The 24,361-nt window shown below is 71.5% G+C and carries 21 protein-coding genes; 15 read left to right on the plus strand and 6 right to left on the minus strand.

All coding sequences use genetic code 11. The features are described from left to right. Positions 1-15 precede the first annotated feature (15 nt). The 3 genes from ACSTA4_RS04575 to ACSTA4_RS04585 are packed head-to-tail and all read left to right on the plus strand — an operon-like array spanning position 16 to position 2,624. Positions 16-690 (plus strand): hypothetical protein, encoded by a 675-nt coding sequence (locus tag ACSTA4_RS04575; RefSeq protein ID WP_444962524.1) that lies wholly within the window; start codon positions 16-18, stop codon positions 688-690. Between the two features lie 4 nt (positions 691-694). Beyond that, positions 695-1,873, plus strand: a complete 1,179-nt coding sequence (locus ACSTA4_RS04580) for a C40 family peptidase (RefSeq protein WP_444962525.1) — start codon at positions 695-697, stop codon at positions 1,871-1,873. Continuing rightward, a complete protein-coding gene (locus ACSTA4_RS04585) occupies positions 1,866-2,624 on the plus strand; it encodes a hypothetical protein (protein ID WP_444962526.1) in 759 nt (252 codons plus the stop codon). Before ACSTA4_RS04580 ends, ACSTA4_RS04585 begins: the two co-directional genes overlap by 8 nt. Before the next feature lie 77 nt (positions 2,625-2,701). On the opposite strand, the gene ACSTA4_RS04590 is transcribed toward ACSTA4_RS04585, so the two are convergent. Then, positions 2,702-3,253, minus strand: coding sequence for a thymidine kinase (locus ACSTA4_RS04590; protein WP_013151206.1), 552 nt, complete (start codon positions 3,251-3,253; stop codon positions 2,702-2,704). A 627-nt stretch (positions 3,254-3,880) separates the two neighbouring features. Here ACSTA4_RS04590 and ACSTA4_RS04595 point away from each other — a divergent pair. From ACSTA4_RS04595 to ACSTA4_RS04615, 5 genes are all read left to right on the plus strand, one after another. Further along, on the plus strand, positions 3,881-4,732 hold the full coding sequence (locus tag ACSTA4_RS04595; protein WP_444962527.1) for an ion transporter: 852 nt from the start codon (positions 3,881-3,883) through the stop codon (positions 4,730-4,732). A gap of 246 nt (positions 4,733-4,978) precedes the next feature. After that, positions 4,979-5,989, plus strand: coding sequence for an STM4015 family protein (locus tag ACSTA4_RS04600; RefSeq protein ID WP_444962528.1), 1,011 nt, complete (start codon positions 4,979-4,981; stop codon positions 5,987-5,989). Positions 5,990-6,152: 163 nt separating this feature from the next. After that, positions 6,153-7,163, plus strand: a complete 1,011-nt coding sequence (locus ACSTA4_RS04605) for an STM4015 family protein (protein ID WP_444962529.1) — start codon at positions 6,153-6,155, stop codon at positions 7,161-7,163. A gap of 157 nt (positions 7,164-7,320) precedes the next feature. Continuing rightward, positions 7,321-7,548 (plus strand): hypothetical protein, encoded by a 228-nt coding sequence (locus tag ACSTA4_RS04610; RefSeq protein WP_274976295.1) that lies wholly within the window; start codon positions 7,321-7,323, stop codon positions 7,546-7,548. Between the two features lie 272 nt (positions 7,549-7,820). Next, a complete protein-coding gene (locus ACSTA4_RS04615; protein WP_444962530.1) occupies positions 7,821-8,444 on the plus strand; it encodes a DUF5956 family protein in 624 nt (207 codons plus the stop codon). A 158-nt stretch (positions 8,445-8,602) separates the two neighbouring features. On the opposite strand, the gene ACSTA4_RS04620 is transcribed toward ACSTA4_RS04615, so the two are convergent. Together ACSTA4_RS04620 and ACSTA4_RS04625 are read right to left on the minus strand one after the other, a co-directional pair. Next, positions 8,603-9,538 carry a hypothetical protein gene (locus ACSTA4_RS04620; protein WP_444964096.1) on the minus strand — a complete coding sequence of 312 codons (936 nt, stop codon included), beginning with the start codon at positions 9,536-9,538 and terminating at the stop codon, positions 8,603-8,605. A gap of 189 nt (positions 9,539-9,727) precedes the next feature. Next, positions 9,728-10,894 carry a DUF695 domain-containing protein gene (locus ACSTA4_RS04625; RefSeq protein ID WP_416025591.1) on the minus strand — a complete coding sequence of 389 codons (1,167 nt, stop codon included), beginning with the start codon at positions 10,892-10,894 and terminating at the stop codon, positions 9,728-9,730. A 233-nt stretch (positions 10,895-11,127) separates the two neighbouring features. Here ACSTA4_RS04625 and mnmA point away from each other — a divergent pair, with 233 nt between their 5' ends. From mnmA to gatA, 7 genes are all read left to right on the plus strand, one after another. After that, on the plus strand, positions 11,128-12,216 hold the full coding sequence (mnmA, locus tag ACSTA4_RS04630) for a tRNA 2-thiouridine(34) synthase MnmA (RefSeq protein ID WP_444962531.1): 1,089 nt from the start codon (positions 11,128-11,130) through the stop codon (positions 12,214-12,216). A 172-nt stretch (positions 12,217-12,388) separates the two neighbouring features. Then, positions 12,389-12,919, plus strand: a complete 531-nt coding sequence (locus ACSTA4_RS04635) for a DedA family protein (RefSeq protein WP_444962532.1) — start codon at positions 12,389-12,391, stop codon at positions 12,917-12,919. A 59-nt stretch (positions 12,920-12,978) separates the two neighbouring features. Further along, complete coding sequence (locus ACSTA4_RS04640; protein ID WP_444962533.1) at positions 12,979-14,022, plus strand: methionine synthase; 1,044 nt, start codon at positions 12,979-12,981, stop codon at positions 14,020-14,022. 40 nt (positions 14,023-14,062) lie between these two features. Then, positions 14,063-16,342, plus strand: a complete 2,280-nt coding sequence (gene ligA, locus ACSTA4_RS04645) for an NAD-dependent DNA ligase LigA (RefSeq protein ID WP_444962534.1) — start codon at positions 14,063-14,065, stop codon at positions 16,340-16,342. Positions 16,343-16,650: 308 nt separating this feature from the next. Further along, positions 16,651-18,699 carry a putative bifunctional diguanylate cyclase/phosphodiesterase gene (locus ACSTA4_RS04650; protein ID WP_444962535.1) on the plus strand — a complete coding sequence of 683 codons (2,049 nt, stop codon included), beginning with the start codon at positions 16,651-16,653 and terminating at the stop codon, positions 18,697-18,699. Between the two features lie 143 nt (positions 18,700-18,842). Further along, positions 18,843-19,142 carry an Asp-tRNA(Asn)/Glu-tRNA(Gln) amidotransferase subunit GatC gene (gatC, locus tag ACSTA4_RS04655; RefSeq protein WP_013151219.1) on the plus strand — a complete coding sequence of 100 codons (300 nt, stop codon included), beginning with the start codon at positions 18,843-18,845 and terminating at the stop codon, positions 19,140-19,142. A 2-nt stretch (positions 19,143-19,144) separates the two neighbouring features. Beyond that, positions 19,145-20,644, plus strand: coding sequence for an Asp-tRNA(Asn)/Glu-tRNA(Gln) amidotransferase subunit GatA (gene gatA / locus ACSTA4_RS04660; protein WP_444962536.1), 1,500 nt, complete (start codon positions 19,145-19,147; stop codon positions 20,642-20,644). Between the two features lie 386 nt (positions 20,645-21,030). Here gatA and ACSTA4_RS04665 read toward each other — a convergent pair whose 3' ends face one another. The 3 genes from ACSTA4_RS04665 to ACSTA4_RS04675 all read right to left on the minus strand — a co-directional run bounded on the left by ACSTA4_RS04665 (position 21,031) and on the right by ACSTA4_RS04675 (position 24,213). After that, a complete protein-coding gene (locus ACSTA4_RS04665; protein ID WP_444962537.1) occupies positions 21,031-22,287 on the minus strand; it encodes a thioester domain-containing protein in 1,257 nt (418 codons plus the stop codon). A 745-nt stretch (positions 22,288-23,032) separates the two neighbouring features. Next, positions 23,033-23,971 (minus strand): Clp protease N-terminal domain-containing protein, encoded by a 939-nt coding sequence (locus ACSTA4_RS04670; protein WP_444962538.1) that lies wholly within the window; start codon positions 23,969-23,971, stop codon positions 23,033-23,035. Then, positions 23,968-24,213, minus strand: coding sequence for a hypothetical protein (locus tag ACSTA4_RS04675; RefSeq protein ID WP_013151223.1), 246 nt, complete (start codon positions 24,211-24,213; stop codon positions 23,968-23,970). The genes ACSTA4_RS04670 and ACSTA4_RS04675 overlap by 4 nt, the downstream gene beginning before the upstream one ends. Between the last annotated feature and the right edge of the window lie 148 nt (positions 24,214-24,361).

A 24,361-nucleotide genomic window follows, 5' to 3' on the forward strand; every position in this document is an offset into this window, starting at 1 on the left:
CAAAGGCCCGAAGCGATGCCCAACCCTCTCCCCGAACGCGCCCAGCGGGCTGTCTTCATCGGACTGATCGTCGTGCTGGTCGTGTTCGGGCTCTACCTCAGCCTCGGAGGCTTCGGGGGCGCCGAGGAGGACGATCCCTCCGCGGCTTCCCCGGAACCCGAAGCCGTCCAGGAGGAGCCTCCGGGCGGACCCGGCGGCCCGGACGGGCTGTCCACCGTCGAGCCGAGCCCGCTCCCGACCACCGCCGCCGAGGACGTGGACGTCCTCGACTGGTTCCCCTTCACGGAGGCGGAGCTCCAGGCGGCCGGGGCGGCGGCCCGGGCCTTCGCCGAGGCCTACGGGACCATCGACTACACCCAGTCCCCCGAGTCCTACTACGCCTCGATGGAGGAGCTGGCCACCCCCGAGTTCGCCGGGGTTCTGGCCGAGACCAGCAGGGTCGGCGCCTTCTGGAGCGAGATGTCCGAGGCCGAGGCCGTCGCCGAGGGACGGGCCCAGGTCGACTCGGTACGGACCTTCGGCGCCGACTCGGTCACCTTCGTCGTGACGGCGCAGTCCATCACCGAGACGGGGAGCGCCGAGTTCGACGAGAACCTCGGTGAGTTCGCCGTCACCGTGGTGCGCAGCGGCGGCTCCTGGAGGGTCTTCGACTTCCAGCCCGCCGACGCCGGGCAGTTCGGAGAGGAGTGACCCCGTGATCTCCCTTTTCACCCGCAGGCCCTCTGACAGGGGTGCGGCGGGCCTGTGGTTCGGCGCCGCCGTCGCTGTCGCGGTCGCCCTGACGACCATGTTCGCGATGCTGGTGATCCCCGTGATCACCAACACCACCCAGCAGATCGGCTCCATGATGGCGAACGGTCTGGTCTGCGGGCCGGACACGGACGCCGAGCAGCCGGACGCGAGCGGCTACGCCATGAACTCCATCCCGGAGAACTACCTGCGGATCTACACGGAGGTCGGGGAGGACCGCGGGATTCCGTGGAACATCCTGGCGGGTGTGGGCCAGGTGGAGTCCCACCACGGGCGCTGGGAGGGCCCGGGGATCACCGAGGGGCACAACGACTGGGGTGCGGCCGGACCGATGCAGTTCGGTTCTCTGGACGGCTCCGCGGCGGGCAACAGCTGGGGCGGCGAGCCCGTGCAGCCGGTGGACGAGCGCCCGGAACAGGGTTACGGCGTCGACGGAAACGACGACGGCATCGTCAGCGTCTACGACCCCGCCGACGCGATCCCGGCCGCCGCCGACTACCTCATCGCCCACGGCCTGAAGAATGACGTCCGTCAGGCCATCTACGGCTACAACCACGCCTGGTGGTACGTGGACGACGTGCTGGAGTGGGCAGAGCAGTACGCGGAGGGGGAGTACGACACGTCGGGCTCCATCGAAGCCGCGGTCGCCTGCCAGCTCGACGCGCAGGGTGCCCCGATCGGAAGCGCTCCGGACGAGCTGACCCAGGCCGTGGTCGACTGGGCCCTGGCCCAGCGCGGCAAGCCCTACATCTGGGGTGGCGTCGGCCCGACCGGGTTCGACTGCTCCGGTCTGATGCAGAAGGCCTACGAGAGCATCGGCGTCACCATTCCGAGGATCTCCCAGGACCAGTGGGGTTTCGGCCCCGAGGTTTCACCGGGAGAGGAGCAGCCCGGCGACCTGGTGTTCTTCCATGTGAGTCGGGCGGGGGAGCCCCCCGGACCGGGACACGTGGGAATGGTGATCGGCGACGGGCTGATGGTCGAAGCCTGGTGCACCAACTGTGGGCCGATCGCGGTGCGCGAGTACGATGACCCCAATCGTGCGGATGTCATGGGTTTTACCCGTCCGCTGGAGCACCCGGACGTGCAGGCCCAGTTGGAGGCGCAGGACAGTCGTGGTTGACCAGAAGGCACCGCCCAGCAAGCAGGGGCTGCACGGGTGGAAGGCCGCCGCGGCGGTTTTCGGGTGCGGAACCCTGGCGGCCTTCGGGGTCTTCGGTGTTGTCGTCGCTCTACTCGGGACATTCATCTCTACCCTGACATCGGGATTCAGTTCGGAGGAAGAAAATCCTGCCGATCCCGGTTCTGTCGCTGCCCAGCCGACTGCCCCTCGAGACGAGTTTCTGGAAGACAGGTTCGATCTCTGTGAGATCGTTGATTCGATATCCGCGATCCAACTCAGTCTGACCTCGGGGTCTGAGGAACCGAAAGACGAGTCCATAGACGGTGGGCCTCCTGCAGAGGGCAACCTGGTCCGTTCAGGTTCGTGTGGTGGCATCGTCCGGCCTGATGCGACGTATGCGGTTCCATGGGAATTCGAATTCACCTACCGTGCCGTCATCTACTCTCCCGAAGACAATCGAGACGAATTAGCTCAGGCTGATCTGGAAACCTGGGTCGATGAGATCGAATCCTCCGGTCGCGTCATCGAGGAGAGCGGTCCCTATTCCATGGTTGATGAAGCCCACTACTTCTATGGCGTCCCGGAGAGCGGAGAAGGAAACTTCTACACTGTGGTCGCCAGAAAAAGGAGTGGGGTCTTCATGGTGAACATGACTGCGGAGGATGATGCTTCGGCAGCAGAGTTCTCGCATGAGGTGATGAAATTGGAGACCCGGTTGGACAACGACCTCGGTACTATGATCCCGGAGTGAGGTGACAGGGCGTAACCCGCCGCTCTTCCGTGGCCACGGCGACTGGACGGCCGTGGGCATCCACGGCTCTGGTCCGGTCAGGCGACTCCGGCCATGAAGTGGTGGCGGCACAGGGTCGCGTACGACTCGTTGCCGCCGATGTGTACCTGCTCGCCCTCGTAGATCATGACCCCGTCCACCACGCGCGCGTTGTGGGTGGCGCGCCCGCCGCACCAGCAGCGCGCGGACACCGGCAGGACCTCGATCTTGTCGGCGAGTTCCACCAGGCGTTTCGAGCCGGGGAACAGTTGCCCCTGGAAGTCGGTGAGGATCCCGTAGCAGTACACGTCGATCCGCATCCCGTCCACCACCCCCGCGAGCTGTCCCACCTGCTTGTAGGACAGGAACTGGGCCTCGTCGCAGATGACGTAGGGGGCCTTGCGGTCGGCGATGTCGTCGTACAGGTCCAGGTCGTCGCCCACCTCCACGGCGGGGGATTCCAGGCCCAGGCGGGACGAGATGATGCCCGCTCCGGCGCGGTCCTGCTTCGTGTACAGCACCCCTTCGCCGCCGCGTGAGTGGTGCTCCTGGAGGGCCATCGTGCTCTTGCCCGAGTTCATCGAACCTGTGAAGTACTTCAGCTCCGCCATGTCTCTTCCTGTGTCGCGGGCGCTGGCGCTGTCGACGGCTCGGGCTCGTCACCGTGTCGGGCTTCCTGCCGTGGCCAGCAGTGAACATACCAGTGACGTGCAGGACCTCCCGAACCAACGCCCACCCGCCCGCGCACCCTCGCACGCCTCTTCCCCCCCTCCTCACAGAGCCCCTCGTCCTCGCGCCCTCCTCGTCGGGGAGGGCCCTTCCACCGAGGAGGAGTGCCTCCGGCTGGCGCGGTGTTTTCGGCCCCACCGCCTTCGATCATTGATCGGACCGGAAGCCGGGGTGTGGGATGCGGCACCCGCCATTTGCGCTTCCGGTGCCTTCCGGGCGGCCGCCGGAACCGTGAGGGCGCGCCTTCTGTGAAGTGTGGGCACGGGGTGAGGCGGTGTCGGCCGGTGTGGGCGTGAAGCTGTACACGCCTGACCAAAGGCAGCCGCGCCGCACAGGAGTTGAGTCCACTTCGATATATTTGGTGCTCCATGTCCGAATCGCTCGGAAGTGGAATTGGTGAGGGGGAAGTGGCATTGCGGCGTGCTCAGGTCACCAGGCTTGTGGAGAGTCAGTGGTTCTCCAACATCATGCTCGCGGTGATTCTGGTCAATGCCGTGATTTTGGGTTGGATGACTTATGGGGGTTCCACCCTTCCGTATCTGGTGATCATCGAGTACGTCGTCGTCAGTGTGTTCGTGGTCGAGATGGCCCTCAAGATCCACGCCTGGCGGGGACGGTTCTTCCGGAGCGCCTGGAACTGGTTCGACTTCCTGGTGGTGCTGATTTCGGTGATTCCGGCCACCGGCCCGTTCGCCGTGCTCCGCATCCTGCGGGTGCTGCGGATCCTGCGGGTGATCACCGCCGTCCCGCAGATGCGGCAGATCATCACCGCGCTGTTCAAGGCCATGCCGGGGGTGGGGACGGTGATCGGCCTGCTCCTGGTGGTCATCTACACCTCCGCGATCATCGCCCACCAGCTGTTCGGTGAGGCCGTGCCCGAGTTCTTCGACAACCTGGGCACGTCGCTGTACACGATGTTCCTGCTGATGACGACGGAGGGCTGGCCGGACGTCTCGGACGCGGTGCTGGCGGAGCATCCGACGGCCTGGATCTTCTTCGTCTGCTACATCGTGCTGACCGCGTTCATCATGCTGAACCTGGTCATCGCGGTGATCGTCACGTCCTTGGAACAGGAGATCAGCGAGGTCCGCTGGGCCGAGGACCAGGAGCTGGAGGAGGTCCAGCACGAGGCGGTCATGAACCGGCTGTTGGAACTCGGGCAGCAGGTCGAACGCCTGGACCGCATGCTGCGCGAGCGGGATGCGGACCCCGGCACCGACGGCCTTCCGGGGAACGTTCAGACGGACCAGGCGACGCAGACAGCCCAGGCCGTCCGGACAGTCCAGCCCGGGGGACCGGCCGAGTCCGTCAGGCGGGGGAACGGGGACGCGGCGCAGCCACCGCCTTCCGCCTCCCTGTAGCGGAACACCCGGAGGCCTGGGGAAGGCTTTCGGGTGCGGGCGCTGCTCCTTCGGCCGCCCTCGCGCTTCCACACTCGTCTGACCGACCACGGCGCCCCGCCTTCCGTTCCGCTGTCGACGGACGTGAGCAGACGTGTCATCCCGGGGGTGGGGGCCACTGGTCGACACCCCCGGGGCCTTCCGAATCCACGCCTGTCTCCCGGAACTGCTAGGTATGGGGACATTCCACCCCTGAAGGGATTTCCTATGCCTGAGCTCACCGAGTTCGCGGGTCTGCCCGTGGTCGAGTTCCCCGCCAGCGGCACGACGGAGGAGCGGCTCGAACAGATCCGTAGGCAGGGAGGGGATCCGCAGGCTCCCGCCTCCGTGGCCTGGCGGCTGCGGACCAGCGACGGCGCCAGGAGGGTCCGTGAGGAAGGGTGCGAGGAACACGTCGCCCGTTTCCTGTCCATGGTGGACACCGCGCAGGTGAGGGCGCTGGTCATCGGTGCCTGGGGCTATCCCGCCCAGGGAGGTCCGGAGGCTTTCCTGGAGGCGCTGATCGAGCACGCCGACAAGCTGCCGAATCTGCGGTCCGTCTTCGTCGGCGACATCGAGATGACGGAGAGCGAGCTGTCCTGGATCAGCCAGAGCGACCTGGCTCCGCTCGTGGCCGCCTTCCCCCGGTTGGAGGAGCTGACCGTGAAGGGCGCCGACGGCATGCGGGGCCGGCTCGGGCTGCATGTGCCCTCGCACGCCTCGCTGCGCTCCCTGACCCTTCAGAGCGGGGGCCTGCCCGGTCGGGTCGTGCGCGAGGTGGCGTCCTCGGGCCTGCCCGCGCTGGAGCACCTGGAGCTGTGGCTGGGGGTGTGGGACTACGGCGGCGACACCTACCCGCAGGACCTGGCGCCGGCGCTCTCCGGTGAGGTGTTTCCCCGGCTGAGGTACCTGGGTGTGCGCAACGCCGAGGGGGCGGACGGGTGGATCCCGGCGCTGGCCGAGGCTCCTGCCGTCAAGCACCTGGAGGTGCTCGACCTGTCGTTGGGGATCTTCACGGACCGGGGTGCCCGGGAACTCGTCGACCGGGCCGAGGCCTTCTCCGGGTTGCGCAGACTCGACCTGCACCACCATTTCCTGAGTGAGGAGATGGAGGAGCGCGTGCGGGCCGCATTCGCCGGAACCGGGGTCGAGATCGATCTGTCCGACCGGCTGGAGCCCGAGCAGGACGAGGACGACGACGAGGACGAGCCCTACTACTACACCGCGGCGGCCGAGTAGCCCGACCGTGCCCGGGCGCGGCCGGGTTGAGGCGTGTCGTCCTGGAGCGCGGTCGCAGGCCGACACTTGCCGGGGGCGGAAGATCACCGAATCCCCGTCTGTCGCCCGGAACTGCTAGGCATGGGGGGCATTTCGCCCCCTGAAGCTTGAGAAGAGAGTCCTCATGTCCGACCTCACCGAGTTCGCGGGTCTGCCCGTGGTCGAGTTCCCCGCCAGAGGCACGTGGGAGGAGCGGCTCGAACAGATCCGGAAGTGGGGCGCAGACCCGCGCGACCCCGCCTCCACCGCCTGGCGGCTGCGAACCAGCGAGCACCTCCACACGATCCCCGAGGACAAAGGAACCGACTACTTCGCCCGGTTCCTGTCCGAGGTGGACCCCGGGCAGCTCACGGCACTCGTCATCGGCGAATGGGGCTACGCCTCCGACGGAGGTCTGTACCAGGCCGTGGACCTGCTGGTCGAGCACGCCGACGCGCTGCCGAACCTGCGCTCGGTCTTCTTCGGCGACATCACCTTCGACGAGTGCGAGCTCTCCTGGATCTCCCAGCCCGACCTGGCACCGCTCGTGGCCGCCTTCCCCCGGTTGGAGGAGCTCACCGTGAAGGGCGCCGACGGCATGGAGGGTCGACTCGGGCTGCACGTGCCCTCGCACGCCTCGCTGCGCTCCCTCACCCTCCAGAGCGGGGGCCTGCCCGGCCGGGTCGTGCGGGAGGTGGCGTCCTCGGGCCTGCCCGCGCTGGAGCACCTGGAACTGTGGCTGGGGATGGAGGAGTACGGCGGCAGCACCTCTCCGCAGGACCTGGCGCCGGTGCTCTCGGGCGAGGCGTTCCCCCGGTTGAGGTACCTGGGGGTGCGCAACGCCGAGAAGTGGGCCGAGTGGGTCCCGGTGCTGGCCGAGGCGCCGGTCGTCAAGCATCTGGAGGTACTCGACCTGTCTCTGGGCATCCTGACGGACCGGGGTGCCCGGGGACTCGTCGACCGGGCCGAGGCCTTCTCCGGTCTGCGCAAGCTCGACCTGCACCACCACTTCATGAGCGAGGAGATGGTGGAGCGGGTGCGGGCCGCGTTCGCCGGGACGGGGGTCGAACTCGACCTCGACGAAGGCAGGGACGACGAGGACGAGGACTACGACGAGGACGAGGAGCCCTACTACTACACCGCGGCTTCCGAGTAACCGGGCCGCGCCCGGAGGGAAGGTCCGACCAGTGGGGGCTCGGTCCGGTCGGGGCGGAGCGGGGCCGCGCGTCATCGCCCGTCGCCGTGTGTACCCGCAGGGCGGGTTGGGCAGTGGAATCCCGGCAGCGGAAAGACACGGTACCGAGGAGGTTGTCATGGCTGAGCCCGAGAGCCCGCTCAAGGACAAGAACTACAACCTGGTCTGGGCCGTCCACCAGTCGCTGGAGAACGTCTGGCGCCTGGAGGGCTACATCAAGGACGCCGAGAAACAGGGCGACGACGAGCTCGCCCAGTGGTTCCGCCGGATCCAGGAGAACAACCAGAAGGCCGGCGACCAGGGCAAGAAGATGCTCGTCGAGCGCATCAAGAAGGAGAACGGCTGAGGCACCGCGAAAGCGGCTCCACCAGCCGAGGCGGTTGACTCCGCCCCTCTCCTGATCCCGGCACCGAAAGGCGCCCCCGGTTCCGACCGGGGGCGCCTTCGCGCGTGCCGGGGCTCCGCGCTCCGTGCGCGGCGAGGCCTCCGCGTGCCGGTGGTGGGCGCGTGGCCGCTCCCGGCCGCACGGCCGGTCCCCTCGCCCCTGGTTCCGGCCCCCGCCGCGCGATAGGAACGGGCGGTAAGCACTCCTCCAGATCCCCGGAAAGGCCGCTGTCCATGAGCGACGCGCCGCGAGACGACCACTGGACCTCCGCGAAGCGGAAGGAGACCACGGCGGAGATGGTCCACTTCCACGTGGGCGGGCGCCGCAAGGACCTGAGCGGGCGTTCGTGGTCGGAGTACCCCGTCCTCCCCCTGCCCCCGCACGAGGCGGACACCGGCGAACACCCCGAACTCCGCGGCAGGAGGTTCGTCGAGGTCCCCGAATCCGGCTGGCACGCCCTGGTCGCCTGGGCGATCGGCCCCGAGCACGCCGTCCGGTGCCCGGAGCGGCGCACGCCCTCCCCGGTCCACGTCACCTGCGAGAGCCGCGGAAGGCGCGTCCAGCGGTGGGAGGAGAGGACGCGCACCGACCGGGCGGGCGTCGACCGCGACATCGACGACTTCCTGACGGAGGCCGGGGCCCCGCACCAGCCGTGCGGTTACCGGTGGTTCGCCGAGCTGCCCGAGGGGTTCCGCGACGGCGACCACCTCTTCGGCTCCTTCTCGTCCCACCTGGCCTCGGTCGGCTCGGACGAGCGGGACCCGCCGGGGATGCGCCGGGCCATGAGGAACCTGGCCCGCCGCCTGTACGGCGACGCCGGCCGGTCCGCGTTCCCGGACCCGCCCGGCAGTCCCTGACCGGGGGCAGCGGAGGCGGTCACGCGGGGAAGCCGACCACGGGGCGGCCCGGTGGGCGGCGGGACGCACCCGTACGGGGCGGTAGCGCCAGGACCGGAACGTCAGCGGCAGCACAGTGGTCCGTCCCGGGCACGGCGGGGACGGGCCCGCGCGACACCTCACGCGGTGACGGCCTCCACGAGGTCGCGGCGCTCACCGGGCTCCTCGGGGCGCAGTGCCCGGGACACCCCGAGCAGGTCGGTGGGCGTGCCCGGCTCTGGGAGCAGGATCGCCACCGTGCCGTCGCCGAGGTGCGTGCGCAGCTCGCTCGGGTGGCCGTCGGCGTGGTGCACGACCACCGCCGTCCCCAGGTCGCGGCACCACGTGCCGGGGAAACCGCAGCCCTCGTCCAGCTCGGCTTCGGCCGAACGCGCGCCGTCCCACGTCAGCACGTGCAGCGGCGCCCCGTTCTCGTCGCGGTAGGTCAGGCGCAGGCCGTCCTCCACCTCGTGCACCTGGGCCAGCGACCAGCCCGGGTGGTCCAGCACCGCGATGGTCCGCTCGAAGGACATGATCTGCGCGCGCGAACGCTCGTCGGCCGCCCGCGCGAGCACCGCGTCCCCCACGGCGGGCAGCGCCGCGAGCAGCGCGGCGACCACCGCCACGGCGGGCAGCACCCCCGGCCGCCAGCGGTCGGACGGCCGGTCCAACAGCATCGACGCGCCCATGCCCAGCGTCGCGACGGTCCCGGACAGGAAGGCGGTGTTGGCGGCCGTTCCCCAGGGCAGCGGCATGACCTCCGGGGCCAGGAACGCGACGACCACGGGCGTGACCACGGCGGTGGCCGTCACGAGCGCGGCCGACGCGAAGGGGTGGTTCACGCCGGACATCTCCAGCCACTGGGCCGACAGCCAGAACATGAGCAGGACGCCCCCGGCGACCACCGGCGCGAGCAGCAGCACCCCCTGGCCCGCGCCGCTCATCGTCAGGGCGCGGGCGGTGTCCCAGACCCCCACGGGGAACAGGGACATCAGCGGAGCCCCCACCAGGCACAGGGCGAGGATCGCGCCGACCGCGGCGACCCGAGGCCGACCCGATGGTGCTCGTGGCAGCACACCGTCCAAGGCCGCATCATCCTCCTGGCGGAAATGACACGTTACGCCTGTTGTGACTTGGGGGCCAGATGTGCAAGGCGGGATTTCGGGTTGACCCCGGCGCCCCCGGAGCCGGCGGCGGACCAAGAACCGGTGATCCGTTGCCCTCGCGGCGGTGAACAGCCGTCCCGGCCGCGTCCCGGCCGCGCCCTACTCGCCCAGCTGGCGGCGGAACGGCCTGCGCGCGGCGTTGAACTGCGCCCAGGACGGGTCGAGCTGGCTGCGCAGCTTGACCTCCCCCTCGGACCAGTCCGTCAGCACGGCCTCGAACTCGGGCAGCACGCCCGAGTCCGGGTCCAGGTAGTAGCGGTAGTCGCGCCTGCCGCCCACGGTCTGGCGCATGAACAGCGCGCCGTTGTCCCCCAGCACACCCGAGATCCGGGCCTCCAGGTCGTCCAGCGCCGAGGCGGAGGCGCCGGTGGGCAGCCTGTCCTCGTCCGTGTGCGTGTACGGCACGATCACCTGCACGAACAAGGTGAACGCCGGGAAGTCGCGACGGGTCAGCGGGTGGCGGAGCAGGATCTCCACCGCGCCCTGGAGGGGGATGCGCCCGTGCAGCGTCGCCCAGCCGCCCGACCCGCCGAGCATGTCCGCCATCTGCCGCACCACGGCGGGCATCGACGTGGGCGGCAGCGGGTCCAGCGGCGGCTCGTCCAGCGGCGCCGTCTCACCGATCCACCGCACCCGGTCGTCCTCGCCCAGCGCCAGCAGGGTGACGTGCTCGGCCACGGCGGCGCGCGTGCTCTCGGGCAGGAACATGTTGTCGGGGTGGTACACGCCCACCTCGACCTTGCCGGTCGCGTGGTCGACCCGCATGGACACCGACACGTGCGACAGGTCGAGCTCGTGGTCGTCCAGGTTGACGGTGGAGGAGAGCTGGTCGTGGTCGGCGGGCCGCACCGGCCGGAACAGCCACCGGGGGTCCTCGGGGGCCGAGCGCGCCCAGCGTTCGGACAGGATGCGCGCCTCCTCCGAGCCGCCGGGGCGCAGCGTGAGGGCGTAGGCGGGGCCGTCGGTCAGCCGGGAGGGGTCGTCCAGGGCGGCCAGCTGTTCCAGGAGCTTGCCCGGGTCCACGTCGGTCGACAGGTCGAGGTCCTCCAGGCCGCCGCTCGGCTTCGGTGCGCGGCCCACCTCCCACTCCATGTCCGGGTGGATGGAGCGGACCAGCGCGGTGACGCGCTCGGACACCTCGGCGGGCACGGGCTGGTCCGACTCGACCGCGCTGGCCAGGGCCTCGCGTTCGGCGGGCCAGGCGTCCCAGAAGGCGGTGACTGAGGAGGTGGAGTCGGCGGAGCGGCGACGACGGAACAGAGCCATGCCCCGATTTTCGCAGAAGCGGACGACCACACTCGCCGCCGCGTCCGGGGGTCGTCCGGCGGACGGTCGGCCGTCCCGGGAGCGCGGCCCGGTCCCGCCCGGGCGCCGCCGTACCCCTCCTGCCGGGTCTGCCCGTTGACCCCCCGGCTCGGGTTCTCTGTCCCCCGGTCAGAAGTTCCTGTCCCCCCAGGCGGGGTTTCTGTCCCCCCACCAACGCATACCCTGGAACCACTATGACTTTGCGTGTACTCGCCGCCATGTCGGGCGGGGTCGACTCCGCGGTCGCCGCGGCCCGTGTGGCCGAGGCGGGCCACGACGTCACCGGTGTCCACCTGGCGCTCTCCAAGAACCCGCAGTCCTACCGCACGGGCGCGCGCGGCTGCTGCACCGTGGAGGACTCCCACGACGCGCGGCGGGCCGCCGACGTCATCGGCATCCCCTTCTACGTGTGGGACATGTCGGAGGAGTTCGACCGCGAGGTCGTGCAGGACTTCGTGGCCGAGTACGAGGCGGGCAACACCCCCAACCCGTGCCTGCGCTGCAACGAGAAGATCAAGTTCGAGGCGGTGCTGGACCGGGCCGTCGCCCTGGGCTTCGACGCCGTGGCCACCGGACACCACGTTCGCAAGGTCGACGGGCGCCTGGTGCGCAGCGTGGACGCGGTCAAGGACCAGTCCTACGTGCTGGGCGTGCTCAACGCCGAGCAGCTGGAGCACGCGGTGTTCCCGCTGGGGGACTGCACCAAGGACGAGGTGCGCGCGGAGGCCGAGCGGCGCGGCCTGTCGGTGGCGGACAAGCCCGACAGCCACGACATCTGCTTCATCGCCGACGGTGACACGGCGGGCTTCCTCAACCGGCGCATCGGCGAGCGGCCGGGGCCGATCCGGGACGAGGACGGCACGGTGGTGGGCACGCACAACGGCTCGCACACCTTCACCGTGGGCCAGCGCAGGGGCCTGGGCCTGGGCGGCGCCGCCCACCCGCGGTACGTGCTGTCCATCGAGCCGGTCGACAACTCCGTCACGGTGGGGCCGCGGGCCTCCCTACGGGTGGACGCCATCACCGGCGTGCGCCCGGTGTGGAGCGGCAGCGAGCCCCTGACCGAGCCGACCGACTGCCACGTGCAGCTGCGCGCCCACGGCGAGGTCTACCCGGCGAGCGTGTGGCAGCGCGAGGGCGACGGCGGCCCCGAACTGGTCGTCCGGCTCGCCAAGCCCGCCACCGGCGTGGCCACCGGACAGGCCGTGGTGGTCTACCAGGGCGACACGGTGCTGGGGTCGGCCACGATCTCCGCCACCTCCAGAACCGGGGTCGCGGTCTGAGGGAAGCCGGTTCGGCGGTCCGTGCGAGCGTGCGCACGGGCCGCCCGGAGCGGCCGCCCGGGGGCGCGACGGCGGCGGAGTGGGCTGTCCCACCTGGTTCGTCGCCCGCGATCCCTTGCCGAACTTAGGTAAGGCATAGCATAGTTGCGGGGCGAGGTGAGGGGGCCTGCCCATGCCGGAGTTCGATTTCCTCGACGGCCAGCCGTTCTGGATCGTCTACTTCACGCTGCTCGGCGTGGTCCTGTGCCGTGCCCAGGCCACGTACTGGATCGGCCGCGGCCTGGGCGCCGGGGTGACCCGCAGCCGTATGGGCGCCAGACTCGGCCCCCGGCTTGACGCCGCCCGGCGGCGCATCGACCGCTACGGCGCGCCCGTGGTCACCCTGAGCTTCTGCACCGTCGGCGTGCAGACCGCCGTCAACCTCGCCGCGGGCGCGATGCGCATGCGCTTCCCGCGCTACCTCGCCGCGATGTTCGTCGGCTCGCTGATCTGGGCGGGCCTGTGGGGTGTGGTCATCGGCGGCCTGGTGGGCACCTGGTTCTCCCTGTTCCTGGACTCGCCGTGGGCGGCCCTCGGCGTGGCCGCGCTGGCCGCGGCGGTCGTGGCCGTGATGGTGCTGCGCGCCCGCCGCTCCCGCACCGCCGAGCAGGCCCCCGAGGAGCCCGAGGGCGCCGCCTACCCCCACCGCGCCTCCGCGGGTTAGCCCCGACGCGTTCCGACGGTAGCGCCCGCCCGGGCCGCGTTGCCCTAACCTTGGGCGATGTGAGCGAACAGCACCCCTACCCCTGGCCCGCCGCGTCCTCCACCGGGGTCGGGTCCTGGCCGGGAGAGGACCCCGACGAGGCGATGCGCACCGTCCTCGGCGAACTCCCCGACCTGCCGCACCTGCCCGAGCTGCCCGCGCGCGGTGTCGGCGCCGACATGGTCGGCCGCACCTGCGGCCTCCTGGTGGAGTTCCCCGTGGAGGTCCAGCCCAGCGGCTGGCGGGTCGCCGACAGCCCCGGGCGCGACCTGGGCCGCGCGGCCAGCCTCATGTCCTACGACCTCGACGCCCTCACCGAGCACGCCCACGGCTTCACCGGCACCCTCAAGGTGCAGGTCGCCGGGCCGTGGACCCTGGCCGCGTCGGTCGAGCTGCGCAACGGCCAGCGCCTGGCCTCCGACCCGGGGGCCTGCCGCGACCTGACCGAGTCCCACCTGGAGGGCGTCCTCGCGCACCTGGCCGAGGTCCGCAGGCGGGTCCCCGGCGCCCGGCTCCTCGTCCAGGTCGACGAACCCTCCCTGCCCGCGGTCCTACTGGGCGCCCTGCCCACCGCCAGCGGCTACGGCCGCCTGCCCGCCGTCGACCGGGTGCGCGTCGAGGCCGCCCTGCGCCTCCTCTTCGCCGCGATCGAGGGCACCGGGGCCGTCCCCGCCGCGCACTGCTGCGCCCCGGGCGTCCCCGTCGACCTGCTGCGCCGCAGCGGCGCCCGCGCGCTGAGCCTCAACGCCCTCCTCCTCACCCGCGACCACGACGAGACGGTCGGCACGGCCGTGGAGGCGGGCACCGGACTCCTGCTCGGGGTGGTCCCCTCCACCGACGACGCCGCGCCCGCGCGGACCGCGCGAATGTCCGACCCCGCCGCTACTGTCGATCCTGTTCGCGAGTTGTGGAACCGGCTGGGATTCTCCCCCGACCTGCTCTCCCGCGCGGTGGTCACCACGCCCACGTGCGGGCTGGCGGGCGCCTCGCCCGGCCACGCGAGGGCGGCCCTGAACGCCTCCCGAGCCGGTGCCCGGGTCCTGCGGGACGAGCCCCGAAGGTAGCGCCCGCAGCAGGCGAGCACGAGAGCGAGAAAGGTACCGAGTGAGCGCGCCCGACACCACCACCGACATCCCCGACGAGGTTCGCGCCCGGCACACCGAGCTGTGCCAGGAACTGGACGACCACAGTTACCGGTACTACCTGGGCACACCGGTGGTCTCCGACGCCGAGTACGACACCCTCATGCGTGAGCTGGTCGGCATCGAGGACTCCTACCCCGCCCTGGCCACCCAGGACTCGCCCACGCAGAAGGTCGGCGCGCCCATCAGCGTCGACTTCGCCGCGGTCGAGCACCTGGTGCGGATGGAGAGCCTGGGCAACGCCTTCGACGTCGACGAGCTCAACGCCTGGGCCGACCGGGCCAGCGCCGAGGTGCCCGTCAACGGCTACCTGTGCGAGCTCAAGATCGACGGCCTGGCCGTGGACCTGGTGTACGAGAAGGGCCGCCTCGTGCGCGCCGCCACCCGCGGCGACGGCCGCGTCGGCGAGGACATCACCCTCAACGTGCGCACCATCGGGGTCGTCCCCGAACGCCTGGACGAGAGCGTGCGCCCCGCGCCCGAGCTGCTGGAGGTGCGCGGAGAGGTCTTCCTGCCGGTGGAGGACTTCGGAAAACTCAACGAGCGCATCACCGCCTCGGGCGAGCACACCCCCTTCGCCAACCCCCGCAACGCCGCCGCCGGGTCGCTGCGCCAGAAGGACCCCCGAGTCACCGCCACCCGGCCGCTGTCGATGATCGTGCACGGCGTGGGCGCCTACTCTCCGGCGAAGGACGGCGGCGAAGACGTGGCCTTCACCAGCCAGTCGCAGGCCTACCGGCTGCTGGGTGAGTGGGGGCTGCCGCTCAGTGACCGCTACCGGGTCGTCACCACCATGGACGAGGTCCGCGAGTACGTGGGGTACTACGCGGCCCACCGCCACGAGCCCGCCTACGAGATCGACGGCATCGTCATCAAGGTCGACGACTTCGCCCTCCAGCGGCGCCTGGGCTCCACCAGCCGCGTCCCGCGCTGGGCGATCGCCTACAAGTACCCGCCCGAGGAGGTCACCACCCGCCTGCTCGACATCAAGGTGGGCGTGGGCCGCACCGGGCGCGTCACCCCCTACGGGGTCATGGAGCCGGTGGTCGTGGCCGGGTCCGAGGTCGAGTTCGCCACCCTGCACAACGCGCGCGAGGTCGAGCGCAAGGGCGTGCTCATCGGCGACACCGTCGTGCTGCGCAAGGCGGGCGACGTCATCCCCGAGATCGTCGCCCCGGTGCTCGACCGCCGCGACGGCACCGAGCGGGCCTTCGCCATGCCCGAGTCCTGCCCCGAGTGCGGCACCGCGCTCGGCCAGCAGAAGGAGGGCGACGTCGACCTGCGCTGCCCCAACGCCCGCTCCTGCCCGGGCCAGCTGCGCGAGCGCCTGTTCTTCGTGGCCAGCCGCAAGGCCCTGGACATCGAGGCGCTGGGCTACGTGGCCGCCACCGCCCTCACCCAGCCGCTGGAGCCCGCCCGGCCGCCGGTGCGTGACGAGGGCGACCTGTTCGACCTCACCGTCGACATGCTGCTGCCGATCCGCACCCACGTGCTCGACCCCGACACCACCGAGCCCAAGACCGACCCCAAGACCGGCGAGCCCAAGGTGGTGTCCTTCTTCGCCAACAAGAAGGGCGAGCCCAAGAAGACGGTCGAGAAGCTCTTCGATCAGCTGGAGGAGGCCAAGTCCAAGCCGCTGTGGCGGGTGCTGGTGGCGCTGTCCATCCGGCACGTGGGCCCGCGCGCGGCGGAGGACCTGGCCCGCCACTTCCGCTCCATGGACGCCATCCGCGCGGCCAGCGAGGAGGAGCTGGCGTCGGTCGACGGCGTCGGCCCGACCATCGCCGCCTCCATCCGCGAATGGTTCGCGGTGGACTGGCACGCCGAGATCGTCCGCAAGTGGGCCGAGGCCGGGGTGCGCATGGAGGACGAGGACGACGGCTCCAGGCCGCGCCACCTGGAGGGGGTCACCGTGGTGGTGACCGGTTCCCTGGAGGGCTTCAGCCGGGACGGGGCCAAGGAGGCGATCGCCGAGCGCGGCGGCCGGGCCACGGCGTCGGTGTCCAAGAAGACCGGTTTCGTGGTGGTCGGCGACAGTCCCGGCTCCAAGTACGACAAGGCCGTCAAGCTGGGGGTGCCGGTCCTGGACGAGGAGGGCTTCCGCGTCCTGCTGGAGGCCGGTCCCGAGGCGGCCGAGGCCAGGCGCGTCAACCCCGCGCCCGAGGAGCCCGGCGCCGCGGCCGCCGCGGCCGGGGACGAGACCGCCGCCGACGCCGAGGAGGCCGTCAGGGACGGGGCCTGAGGGGACGGGCCGCACCCGCTGAGCACGGCCGCGGAACCCGGGGCGCACCGGACCCGCGGCCGTGTCGGGCCCGCGTACCTTTTCGGGGATCTCTCACCACGCACAGCCCCGCCTTGGTTAACTGATAGTTCCTGGCAAGCGACAGTTGGTGACGAAACCGCGTAAGGTGGACAGTAACGCACAGGATGCGGGTGTATCCGAAACCGGAATTCGGCCATGAGGGGTGGCCGGGTGCCGGGAACCCCGAGCAGGAGCGGCGGCACCGTCCGGCGCCGCCGTACTCCGCGGCCCCCTCACAAGGACCAGGCATGAAGGATCCCAACAGCACAAGGGACATCGGTCCCCGGGCCGGGACACCGCTCTGGCTGTACATGCTGGGCGCCACGGCCGCAGGGGCGGTCCTGCTCCTCGTCTCCGGCCTCGGCCTGGGGACGGACGAACTGCGCGCTCTCGCCGTCGAACCGCTCACCTGGGTTCTGCTGTGCATGATCGTCCTCGGCGAGCTGCGCCCCCTCACCCTCCCGGGCCAGGCGCCCGGCGACGGCGTGCCCACCTCGCTGCCCTTCTCCCTCGCGCTCGTCATCCTGCACGGCCTGCCCGTGGCCGCCCTGGCCCAGGTCACCGCCACCGCGGTCTCCGGGTTCGCGCGCGGCCACGCCCCCCACCGCATCGCCTTCAACGCCGCCCAGTACACGCTCTCGCTCGGCGTCGCCGACGCCGTCCTGCGCCTGCTGCTGCCCGGAACCGTCCAGGGCACGTGGCTGCCCGCCGCGGGCGAACTCCTGACCGTCGCCCTCGCCGGGGCGGGCTACTTCGCGGTCAACCGCGTCCTGGTCCTGTGCGCGGTGGCCATGCACGAACGCGTGCCCCTGCGACAGGTCATGTCCAAGGGCCTGGCCCAGCAGTTGCACGTCAACGGCGTCCTGCTCAGCCTCGCCCCGCTCGTGGTCGTGGCCGCGACCCACTCGGTGCTCTACGTCCCCCTGTTCGCGCTCCCGCTCGGCGCGCTCTACACGAGCGCCATGCTGTCGGTCCAACGCGACCACCAGGCCAACCACGACGAACTCACCGGCCTGGCCAACCGCAAACTCCTCACCCTGCGCGCCCGAGAGGAGATCGCCCACGCCCAGCAGCGCGGCGGCAGCGTCGGCCTGCTCCTGCTCGACCTCGACCGGTTCAAGGAGGTCAACGACACCCTGGGCCACCCCACCGGCGACCGCCTCCTCCAGACCGTCGCGCGCAGGCTCACCCACAGCGTCCGCCCCGGAGACCTCGTCTCCCGCCTGGGCGGGGACGAGTTCGCCGTCCTGCTGCCCCAGGTCCGCGACAACGCCTCCGCGTGCGAGGTGGCCTTCCGGCTGCGCGGCGCCCTCGCCGAACCGGTCCGCCTGGACGGCATGGACTTCGACCTCCAGGCCAGCATCGGCATCGCCCTGCACCCCCACGACGCGCCCGACTTCGCGCTCCTCATGCAGCGCGCCGACGTGGCCATGTACGTCGCCAAGGCCGACCGCACCGGCGTGGAGTCCTACGACCCCGGCAAGGACCGCAACTCCACCGCCCGGCTCAGCCTGTACACCGAACTGCGCCGCGGCCTGTCCGAGGGCGCACTGGAGATGCACTACCAGCCCAAGGTCGACCTGGGCGACGAACGCCCCGTCGGCCTGGAGGCCCTGGCCCGCTGGCGCCACCCCACCCGCGGACTGCTCACCCCCGAGGAGTTCATGCCGGTCGTGGAGCAGTCCAACCTGCTGCGCGCCTTCACCGGCCAGGTCCTGGACATCACCCTGGCCCGCGCCGCCGGCTGGCACGCCGAGGGCCTCGACCTGCCCGTCGCCGTCAACCTCGGCGTGCGCGAACTGCTCGACCCCGCGCTGCCCGCCACCGTCGCCTCCGCGCTGCGCGAGCACGGCGTACCGGCCGACCGGCTGGTCCTGGAGATCGGCGAGCACGCGCTGATCACCGACACCGACGCCGCCACCGCGGCCGTCCGCCGCCTGCGCGACCTCGGCGTGGGCCTGTCCCTGGACGACTTCGGCACCGGCCACTTCACCCTCGCCCAGCTCGCCGGCCTGCCCCTGGACGAGGTCAAGATCCACGAGTCCTTCACCGCCCGCCTGGTGGACCGGACCGACAACGGCCACACCGTCGTCCGGGCGGCCATCGCCCTGGTCAAGGCGCTGGGCATGCGCGCCACCGCCGAGGGCGTCCAGAGCGGCGAACTCGCCCGCGCCGCCCGCGACACCGGCTGCCACGCCGCCCAGGGCCACCACTTCTCCGCGCCGCTGACCGCCCGGGAGGTCGCCGACTGGGTCGCCGCCCGCGACGGCGGGACCGCGGCCGGCACCCGCGTCTGACCGGGAAGCCGCTGAGCGGCGCCGACCCGGGGCCCGCACCGGTCGGCCGACCGGTGTTCGCCGACCGACCGGCGCCGGGACCGACCCCGGAGCCATAGGATTGATCCCGATAGTCCTTCCGCCGAAGAAACGGTTCGCATTCCATGACCGCCATCACCCGCGATGAGGTCGCGCACCTCGCCCGGTTGTCGCGGCTGGCGCTCGACGAGAGCGAGCTCGACACGCTCGCCGCCCAGCTCGGTGACATCCTGACCGCCGTGGCCAAGGTGCAGGAGGTCGCCCAGGGCGACATCCCGCCCAGCTCGCACGCCCTGCCGCTGACCAACGTCTACCGCCCCGACGAGGCCAGGCCCGGCCTCGCCCACGACCAGGCACTGGCCGGTGCCCCGGCGGTGGAGGACCAGCGCTTCCGGGTTCCGCGGATCCTCGGGGAGGGTGAGTAGCGGTGAGCGACGTCATCAGCCTGACCGCCGCCGAACTCGGCGAGGCCATCAGGGAGGGGCGGGTGACCTCCGAGGAGGCCACCACCGCCTACCTGGACCGGATCGAGTCCGTGGACGGCGAGATCAACGCCTTCCTGCACGTGCGCCGCGAGACCGCGCTGGAGCAGGCCCGCGCGGTGGACGCCCGCCGCGCCGCCGGTGGGGAACTGGGCCCGCTCGCCGGCGTCCCGGTCGCCCACAAGGACGTGTTCACCACCAAGGACATGCCCACCACCGCCGCCTCGAAGATCCTGGAGGGCTGGCAGCCGCCCTACGACGCCACCGTCACCGCGCGCCTGCGCGAGGCCGGTCTGGTCATCCTGGGCAAGACCAACATGGACGAGTTCGCCATGGGCTCCTCCACGGAGAACTCCGCCTACCAGGTCACCCGCAACCCGTGGGACACCGGCCGTATCCCGGGCGGCTCCTCCGGCGGCTCCTCCGCGGCCGTGGCCGCGTTCGAGGCGCCCCTGGCCACCGGCACCGACACCGGCGGCTCCATCCGCCAGCCCGCCGCCGTGTGCGGACTGGTCGGCGCCAAGCCCACCTACGGCGGCTCCTCCCGCTACGGGATGATCGCCTTCGCCTCCTCCCTGGACACCCCGGGCCCCTTCGCGCGCAACGTGCTCGACGCCGCCCTGCTCCACGAGGCCTTCTCCGGGCACGACCCGCGCGACTCCACCTCCATCGACGCCCCGGTTCCGCCGGTCGTGGACGCCGCCCGCCTGGGCGACGTCGAGGGCCTGCGCGTGGGCGTGGTCAGCGAACTGGACAGCGACGGCTTCCAGCCGGGCGTGCGCCAGCGCTTCCACGAGACGCTGGAGCTGCTGGAGTCCCTGGGCGCGAAGATCGTGGAGCTGTCCTGCCCGAGCTTCGACGCCGCCCTGTCGGCGTACTACCTCATCGCGCCCAGCGAGTGCTCGTCCAACCTCGCCCGCTTCGACGCCATGCGCTACGGCCTGCGGGTGGGCGACGACGGCACGCGCAGCGCCGAGGAGGTCATGTCGCTGACCCGGGCCCAAGGCTTCGGCCCCGAGGTCAAGCGCCGCATCATGCTGGGCACCTACGCCCTGTCCAGCGGCTACTACGACGCCTACTACGGCAGCGCCCAGCAGGTGCGCACGCTGATCAAGCGCGACTTCGACGCCGCCTTCGAGAACGTGGACGTGCTGGTCTCGCCGACGACGCCGACCACGGCGTTCCCGATCGGCGAGCGCGCCGAGGACCCGATGGCCATGTACCTGGCCGACCTGTGCACGATCCCGTCCAACCTGGCCGGGAACGCGTCGCTGTCGGTGCCGTGCGGCCTGGCCCCGGAGGACGGCCTGCCCGTCGGCTTCCAGATCATGGCCCCGCCCCTGGCCGACGACCGCACCTACCGGGTCGCGGCCGCGGTCGAGCGCGCGCTGACCGAGCGCGACGGCGACCTGCTGGCCCGCAGCCCCTACGCGGTCGCCCGCTAGGAGCCAGCCGCCGCGGCGGAGCCGTCGAGCGCCCGCCGTCCCCGCGAGGGACGGCGGGCGCGGTGCTGTCGGCCTCCGGGAGTCCGTGGGCTCCCGCAGCGGTTGCGTTCGCTCCGGGAGCTTGGGGACTCGGGGGCGGGGGAAGCCGGGGGAGGGGTCGCCGCGCTCCGGCGACCGGCGGGGCGTTGTCCACAGGCGGAATCCGGGCTGGTGCGGCGTGTGCGCGCAGCTCTACCGTGGATATCGGGGGGTCCCCGGGCCTCCCGGCTTCGTGCTGCCCCCACGCCGCCCCGGCGGTGATCCGGGGCGCAACGCCGAGGGCCCGCCCCGGAACTGTTCCGGAACGGGCCCCGGGTCACGACCGCCCAGCGGCGGTGGGAGGGGTGTTAGCCCTCCAGGTCCTGGCTGCCCGCGGCCTTGCGCTTGCGGCTCAGGTAGATGGCGCCGCCACCGGCGCCGAGGGCGGCCACACCGGCGGCCACCAGGCCGGCGAGCGCGCCGCCGGTCACCGGCAGGGTCGGCTCGTTCTGGTCGTCGGCGGGCTCGGACGGCTTGTCCGTGGGCTCGGAGGGCTTGTCGCTCGGGGTCGGCTCCGGGTTCTCGGGCTCACTCGGCTCGGGGGACTCCGGCTCGCTGGGCTCGGGGGACTCCGGCGGGGTCTCGCCGCCGCCGGTCCAGGAGACCGAGGCCGAGGCGGAGACGGTGACGTCGCTGTCCTCGGCGGTGATCAGGGTCTGGGTCGGCTGGTAATCCTCCTCGCCCTTGAACAGGCGGCCCGACCGCACGGTGGCCGTGGTCTCCAGGGAGAAGGAGGCGGTGCCCTCCGCCGCGCCCTCCGGAACGGCCAGACCGACGGTGTCGCCGTTGTTGACCGTGGTGACGGGCTCGCCGCTCTCCAGGTTGATCAGCTCGACCTCGACGCCCTCGGGGGCCTCGACGCTGACCTCGATGCCGTCCTCGTCGCTGGTCTCGACGAGGAACTCACCGATCGTCTCGCCCGGGCTGCCGGTGGCCTCGCCCGGGGTGATGCTGAGCGTGGGTTCCGGCTCCTGCTCCAGCTCCACTGCCTCGTCCACGAGGTAGCGGTAGGTCGTGATCACCGCGCCACTGTCGACCCTGCCGCCGACCTGGGGGTTCGCGGTGACCCGGGACAGCTCCGTGCCGTTGCTGAAGTGCCAGATCGCGGCCTGCGTCGCGGTCAGGGCCTCGGCGTCGGTCAGCCCCCTGACCTGGGCCGCGTCGGCCAGGTCGGCCGCGCTGATGCTCGGGTAGCTGTTCTGGAGGATCCAGTGGACCTTGCCGGGTGAGGCGAAGTCGCCCTTGCCCGGGTAGTTGGCCCACTCGTCTTCGAGGTACCAGGCCTGGTCGACGATCTCGGTGCTGAAGTCGATGCAGTAGGTCGTGAGAACGCCGCCGTTCTCCAGGCGCAGGTCGAACAGACTGGCGCTGGTCGGCTCGGCGCCCTGCATGGTCACGATGTGACCGCTCTGCGCGGTGGCGGGGTACTGGGCGCGGACGGAGCCCTCGTAGGTCTCCACGGGGTCGGCGGAGGCCGGGGCGGCGAGCCCGAAGGCGAGGAGCGCGGTGGCGGATGCGGCGAGAGTCGCGCGCCCGACGGAATGGGGGAGGGACACGTACGTCACGTCTTTTCCTGTGGGGATGTCACGGTGCCAACCCAGCCGTTCGCCATGGCCGGTCGCCGTGCGGCGGTCGGTGGCGGTCGGCTGCTGGGGGTGGCCAGGTCAACAGCGATGTGCGGAGTGCGGAGTGCCACGGAAGGGGCGGGGGCCGCCCGGCCGAGAGGGCCTCTCCGGTGCGGTCGGTTGCGGGGACGGGCCCGGACCCGAGCCCGGGCCACAGCGGGAAGCTGTTAGCGCCCGTCCGATATTAGCGATATGTCCTGTCCCCTCCAACCCCGTGCTTCCGGGGTCGCGTGCCGCGTCCGAAGGAGGGGCGAGGGGCGTGCACAGAGAAGACGCCGAGTTCCCGTTCCGGGTTGTCCACAGGCGGGAACCGGATCTGGTGCGGGCTGTTCTCGCAGGTCTAACGTGGAAAGCGGGGGGTCCCCAGGGGCCCCGGCTTCGCGCTGCCCAGGACACGCCCGCCCCCTCCGGCCTCCGTTTTACCCCCTTCGGAAGCCCGTCGCGCGGCCAGCCGAGTCCCTTTCGGCGCAACATGAATTCCCGGGGAACACGTGGCTTTACCCAGGTCAGCCGGATGGCTGTCCGTCCCCGCGCAGCACGCGTCCCGGCCCTACGGACCCTGACGGCACGCGTCCCGGCGGCGCACGTCCCATCAACGGGCCCCGGTAGCACGCGCCCCGGCAGCGGGGCCCGGCCCACGCCCGCCCGATCCGCGCCCGCCCGACCCCGCGCCCGCCGGGGCCTGCTACGACGCGGCGGCCTGGGCGATGGTCTGGGCGTGCCCCCGGAGGTTCTGCCAGGCGATCCACCGGACCACGCGGCTGGCGATGCCCCGGGGCTTCAGGGCGTTGCGCCAGGCCCGGCGCAGGTGCAGCCTGGAGCGGTCTCCCAGTGGTTCGATGACGATGCGCAGTGTGCGACCGCTGTCGTCCTGCGTCCAGGTGACCTCGCAACCGGGGACGCTGTGCGTGATCGACTCCCTGACCGCCTCTTCCGTGAGACGGTTGGTCAGCTCCACGACACCGTCGCCGAGCTGCCGCGACGAGACGGAGGCCGGGTCCCACTCGCCCCGGCGCTCCGGGTCGCTGACCAGTTCCCACACCCGGTCGGCCGCCACGGGCACCTCAAGGTCGTAGTTCGTGTACTCCCACCCCTCGGGCGGCTGTTCGGCGGTGTCGTCGCCGTCCGCCGAGGACGGCTCCGGGCCCTGCGGTCTCTCCGCCAGCTCGCCGAGGTCGCGGCGGATCCTGTCGGTGTCCGCACCCAGCCGGTCCAGCACCCGTCGTACCCGGCCGCCCTCGTCGTCGATCAACGCCGCGAGCAGGGAGGCGTCGCCCCCGGCCGCCGGGATGTCGTACTCAAGCTCCTCCAGACGGGGAGTGGACCGAAGCCAACCCTTCGAATCCTCGACGGACGGAGCCGGTACGGGTACGTCGACCCCCAGCATGGCGAGGTCCTCGCGGAGGATCTCGTCGATCGCCGAGCGCGCTTCGGCCAGACCCACCCCGGAGTCCATGAGCAGACGGGCCCCCGGACCGCCGGCGACCAGCACACCCAACAGCAGGTGCTCGAAGTCGACTTCGGCGTGGCCCGCGCGGGCGGCCTCGTGGCTCGCGGCCCCGAAGGTCGCGATCCGGTCGAAGTGCCTGTTGATCAGGCCCTGCTTCGCCGACGGGTTCGTCATCGTTGTCCCCTCTTGGCTGCTTCGATGTGGCTCAACCGTTTTCCGTACTTCTTGTGGACGGCCTGACGGGTCACCCCGAGCGCGGCGGCGATGGAGCTCCATGACTCGCCCGACCGCAGCGCCTGTTCGACCTGCCGTAGCTCCAGAGAGTCGACCACCGCGCGCAGGGAGGCGACGGCGCGCAGCCCCTGCACGGGGGTCGATGTGTCCGAGGCGGTGGCCGCCAGCTGTACCGCATCCATGGTGTCAACCTAGGTTGCGCGACTGCGGTTGTCAACCTAGGTTGCGCACCCTCGTGTTGTCAACCCGGGTTGCGCGCGTGCCGGAGTGCGCCCACTCGGCGGGCTGACGCGGCGCCCCGGCCGTTCCCGGCCCTCCGGGGCAGGGCCG

The sequence above is a fragment of the Nocardiopsis sp. M1B1 genome (assembly GCF_052466615.1).

Coding starts and splice junctions, on each gene's coding strand:
- ACSTA4_RS04575 (WP_444962524.1), top strand. CDS start 16: ATGCCCAACCCTCTCCCCGAACGCGCCCAGCGGGCTGTCTTCATCGGA.
- ACSTA4_RS04590 (WP_013151206.1), bottom strand. CDS start 3,253: ATGGCGGAGCTGAAGTACTTCACAGGTTCGATGAACTCGGGCAAGAGC.
- ACSTA4_RS04595 (WP_444962527.1), top strand. CDS start 3,881: ATGACTTATGGGGGTTCCACCCTTCCGTATCTGGTGATCATCGAGTAC.
- ACSTA4_RS04600 (WP_444962528.1), top strand. CDS start 4,979: ATGCCTGAGCTCACCGAGTTCGCGGGTCTGCCCGTGGTCGAGTTCCCC.
- ACSTA4_RS04605 (WP_444962529.1), top strand. CDS start 6,153: ATGTCCGACCTCACCGAGTTCGCGGGTCTGCCCGTGGTCGAGTTCCCC.
- ACSTA4_RS04610 (WP_274976295.1), top strand. CDS start 7,321: ATGGCTGAGCCCGAGAGCCCGCTCAAGGACAAGAACTACAACCTGGTC.
- ACSTA4_RS04615 (WP_444962530.1), top strand. CDS start 7,821: ATGAGCGACGCGCCGCGAGACGACCACTGGACCTCCGCGAAGCGGAAG.
- ACSTA4_RS04625 (WP_416025591.1), bottom strand. CDS start 10,894: ATGGCTCTGTTCCGTCGTCGCCGCTCCGCCGACTCCACCTCCTCAGTC.
- mnmA (WP_444962531.1), top strand. CDS start 11,128: ATGACTTTGCGTGTACTCGCCGCCATGTCGGGCGGGGTCGACTCCGCG.
- ACSTA4_RS04635 (WP_444962532.1), top strand. CDS start 12,389: ATGCCGGAGTTCGATTTCCTCGACGGCCAGCCGTTCTGGATCGTCTAC.
- ACSTA4_RS04650 (WP_444962535.1), top strand. CDS start 16,651: ATGAAGGATCCCAACAGCACAAGGGACATCGGTCCCCGGGCCGGGACA.
- gatC (WP_013151219.1), top strand. CDS start 18,843: ATGACCGCCATCACCCGCGATGAGGTCGCGCACCTCGCCCGGTTGTCG.
- ACSTA4_RS04670 (WP_444962538.1), bottom strand. CDS start 23,971: ATGACGAACCCGTCGGCGAAGCAGGGCCTGATCAACAGGCACTTCGAC.
- ACSTA4_RS04675 (WP_013151223.1), bottom strand. CDS start 24,213: ATGGATGCGGTACAGCTGGCGGCCACCGCCTCGGACACATCGACCCCC.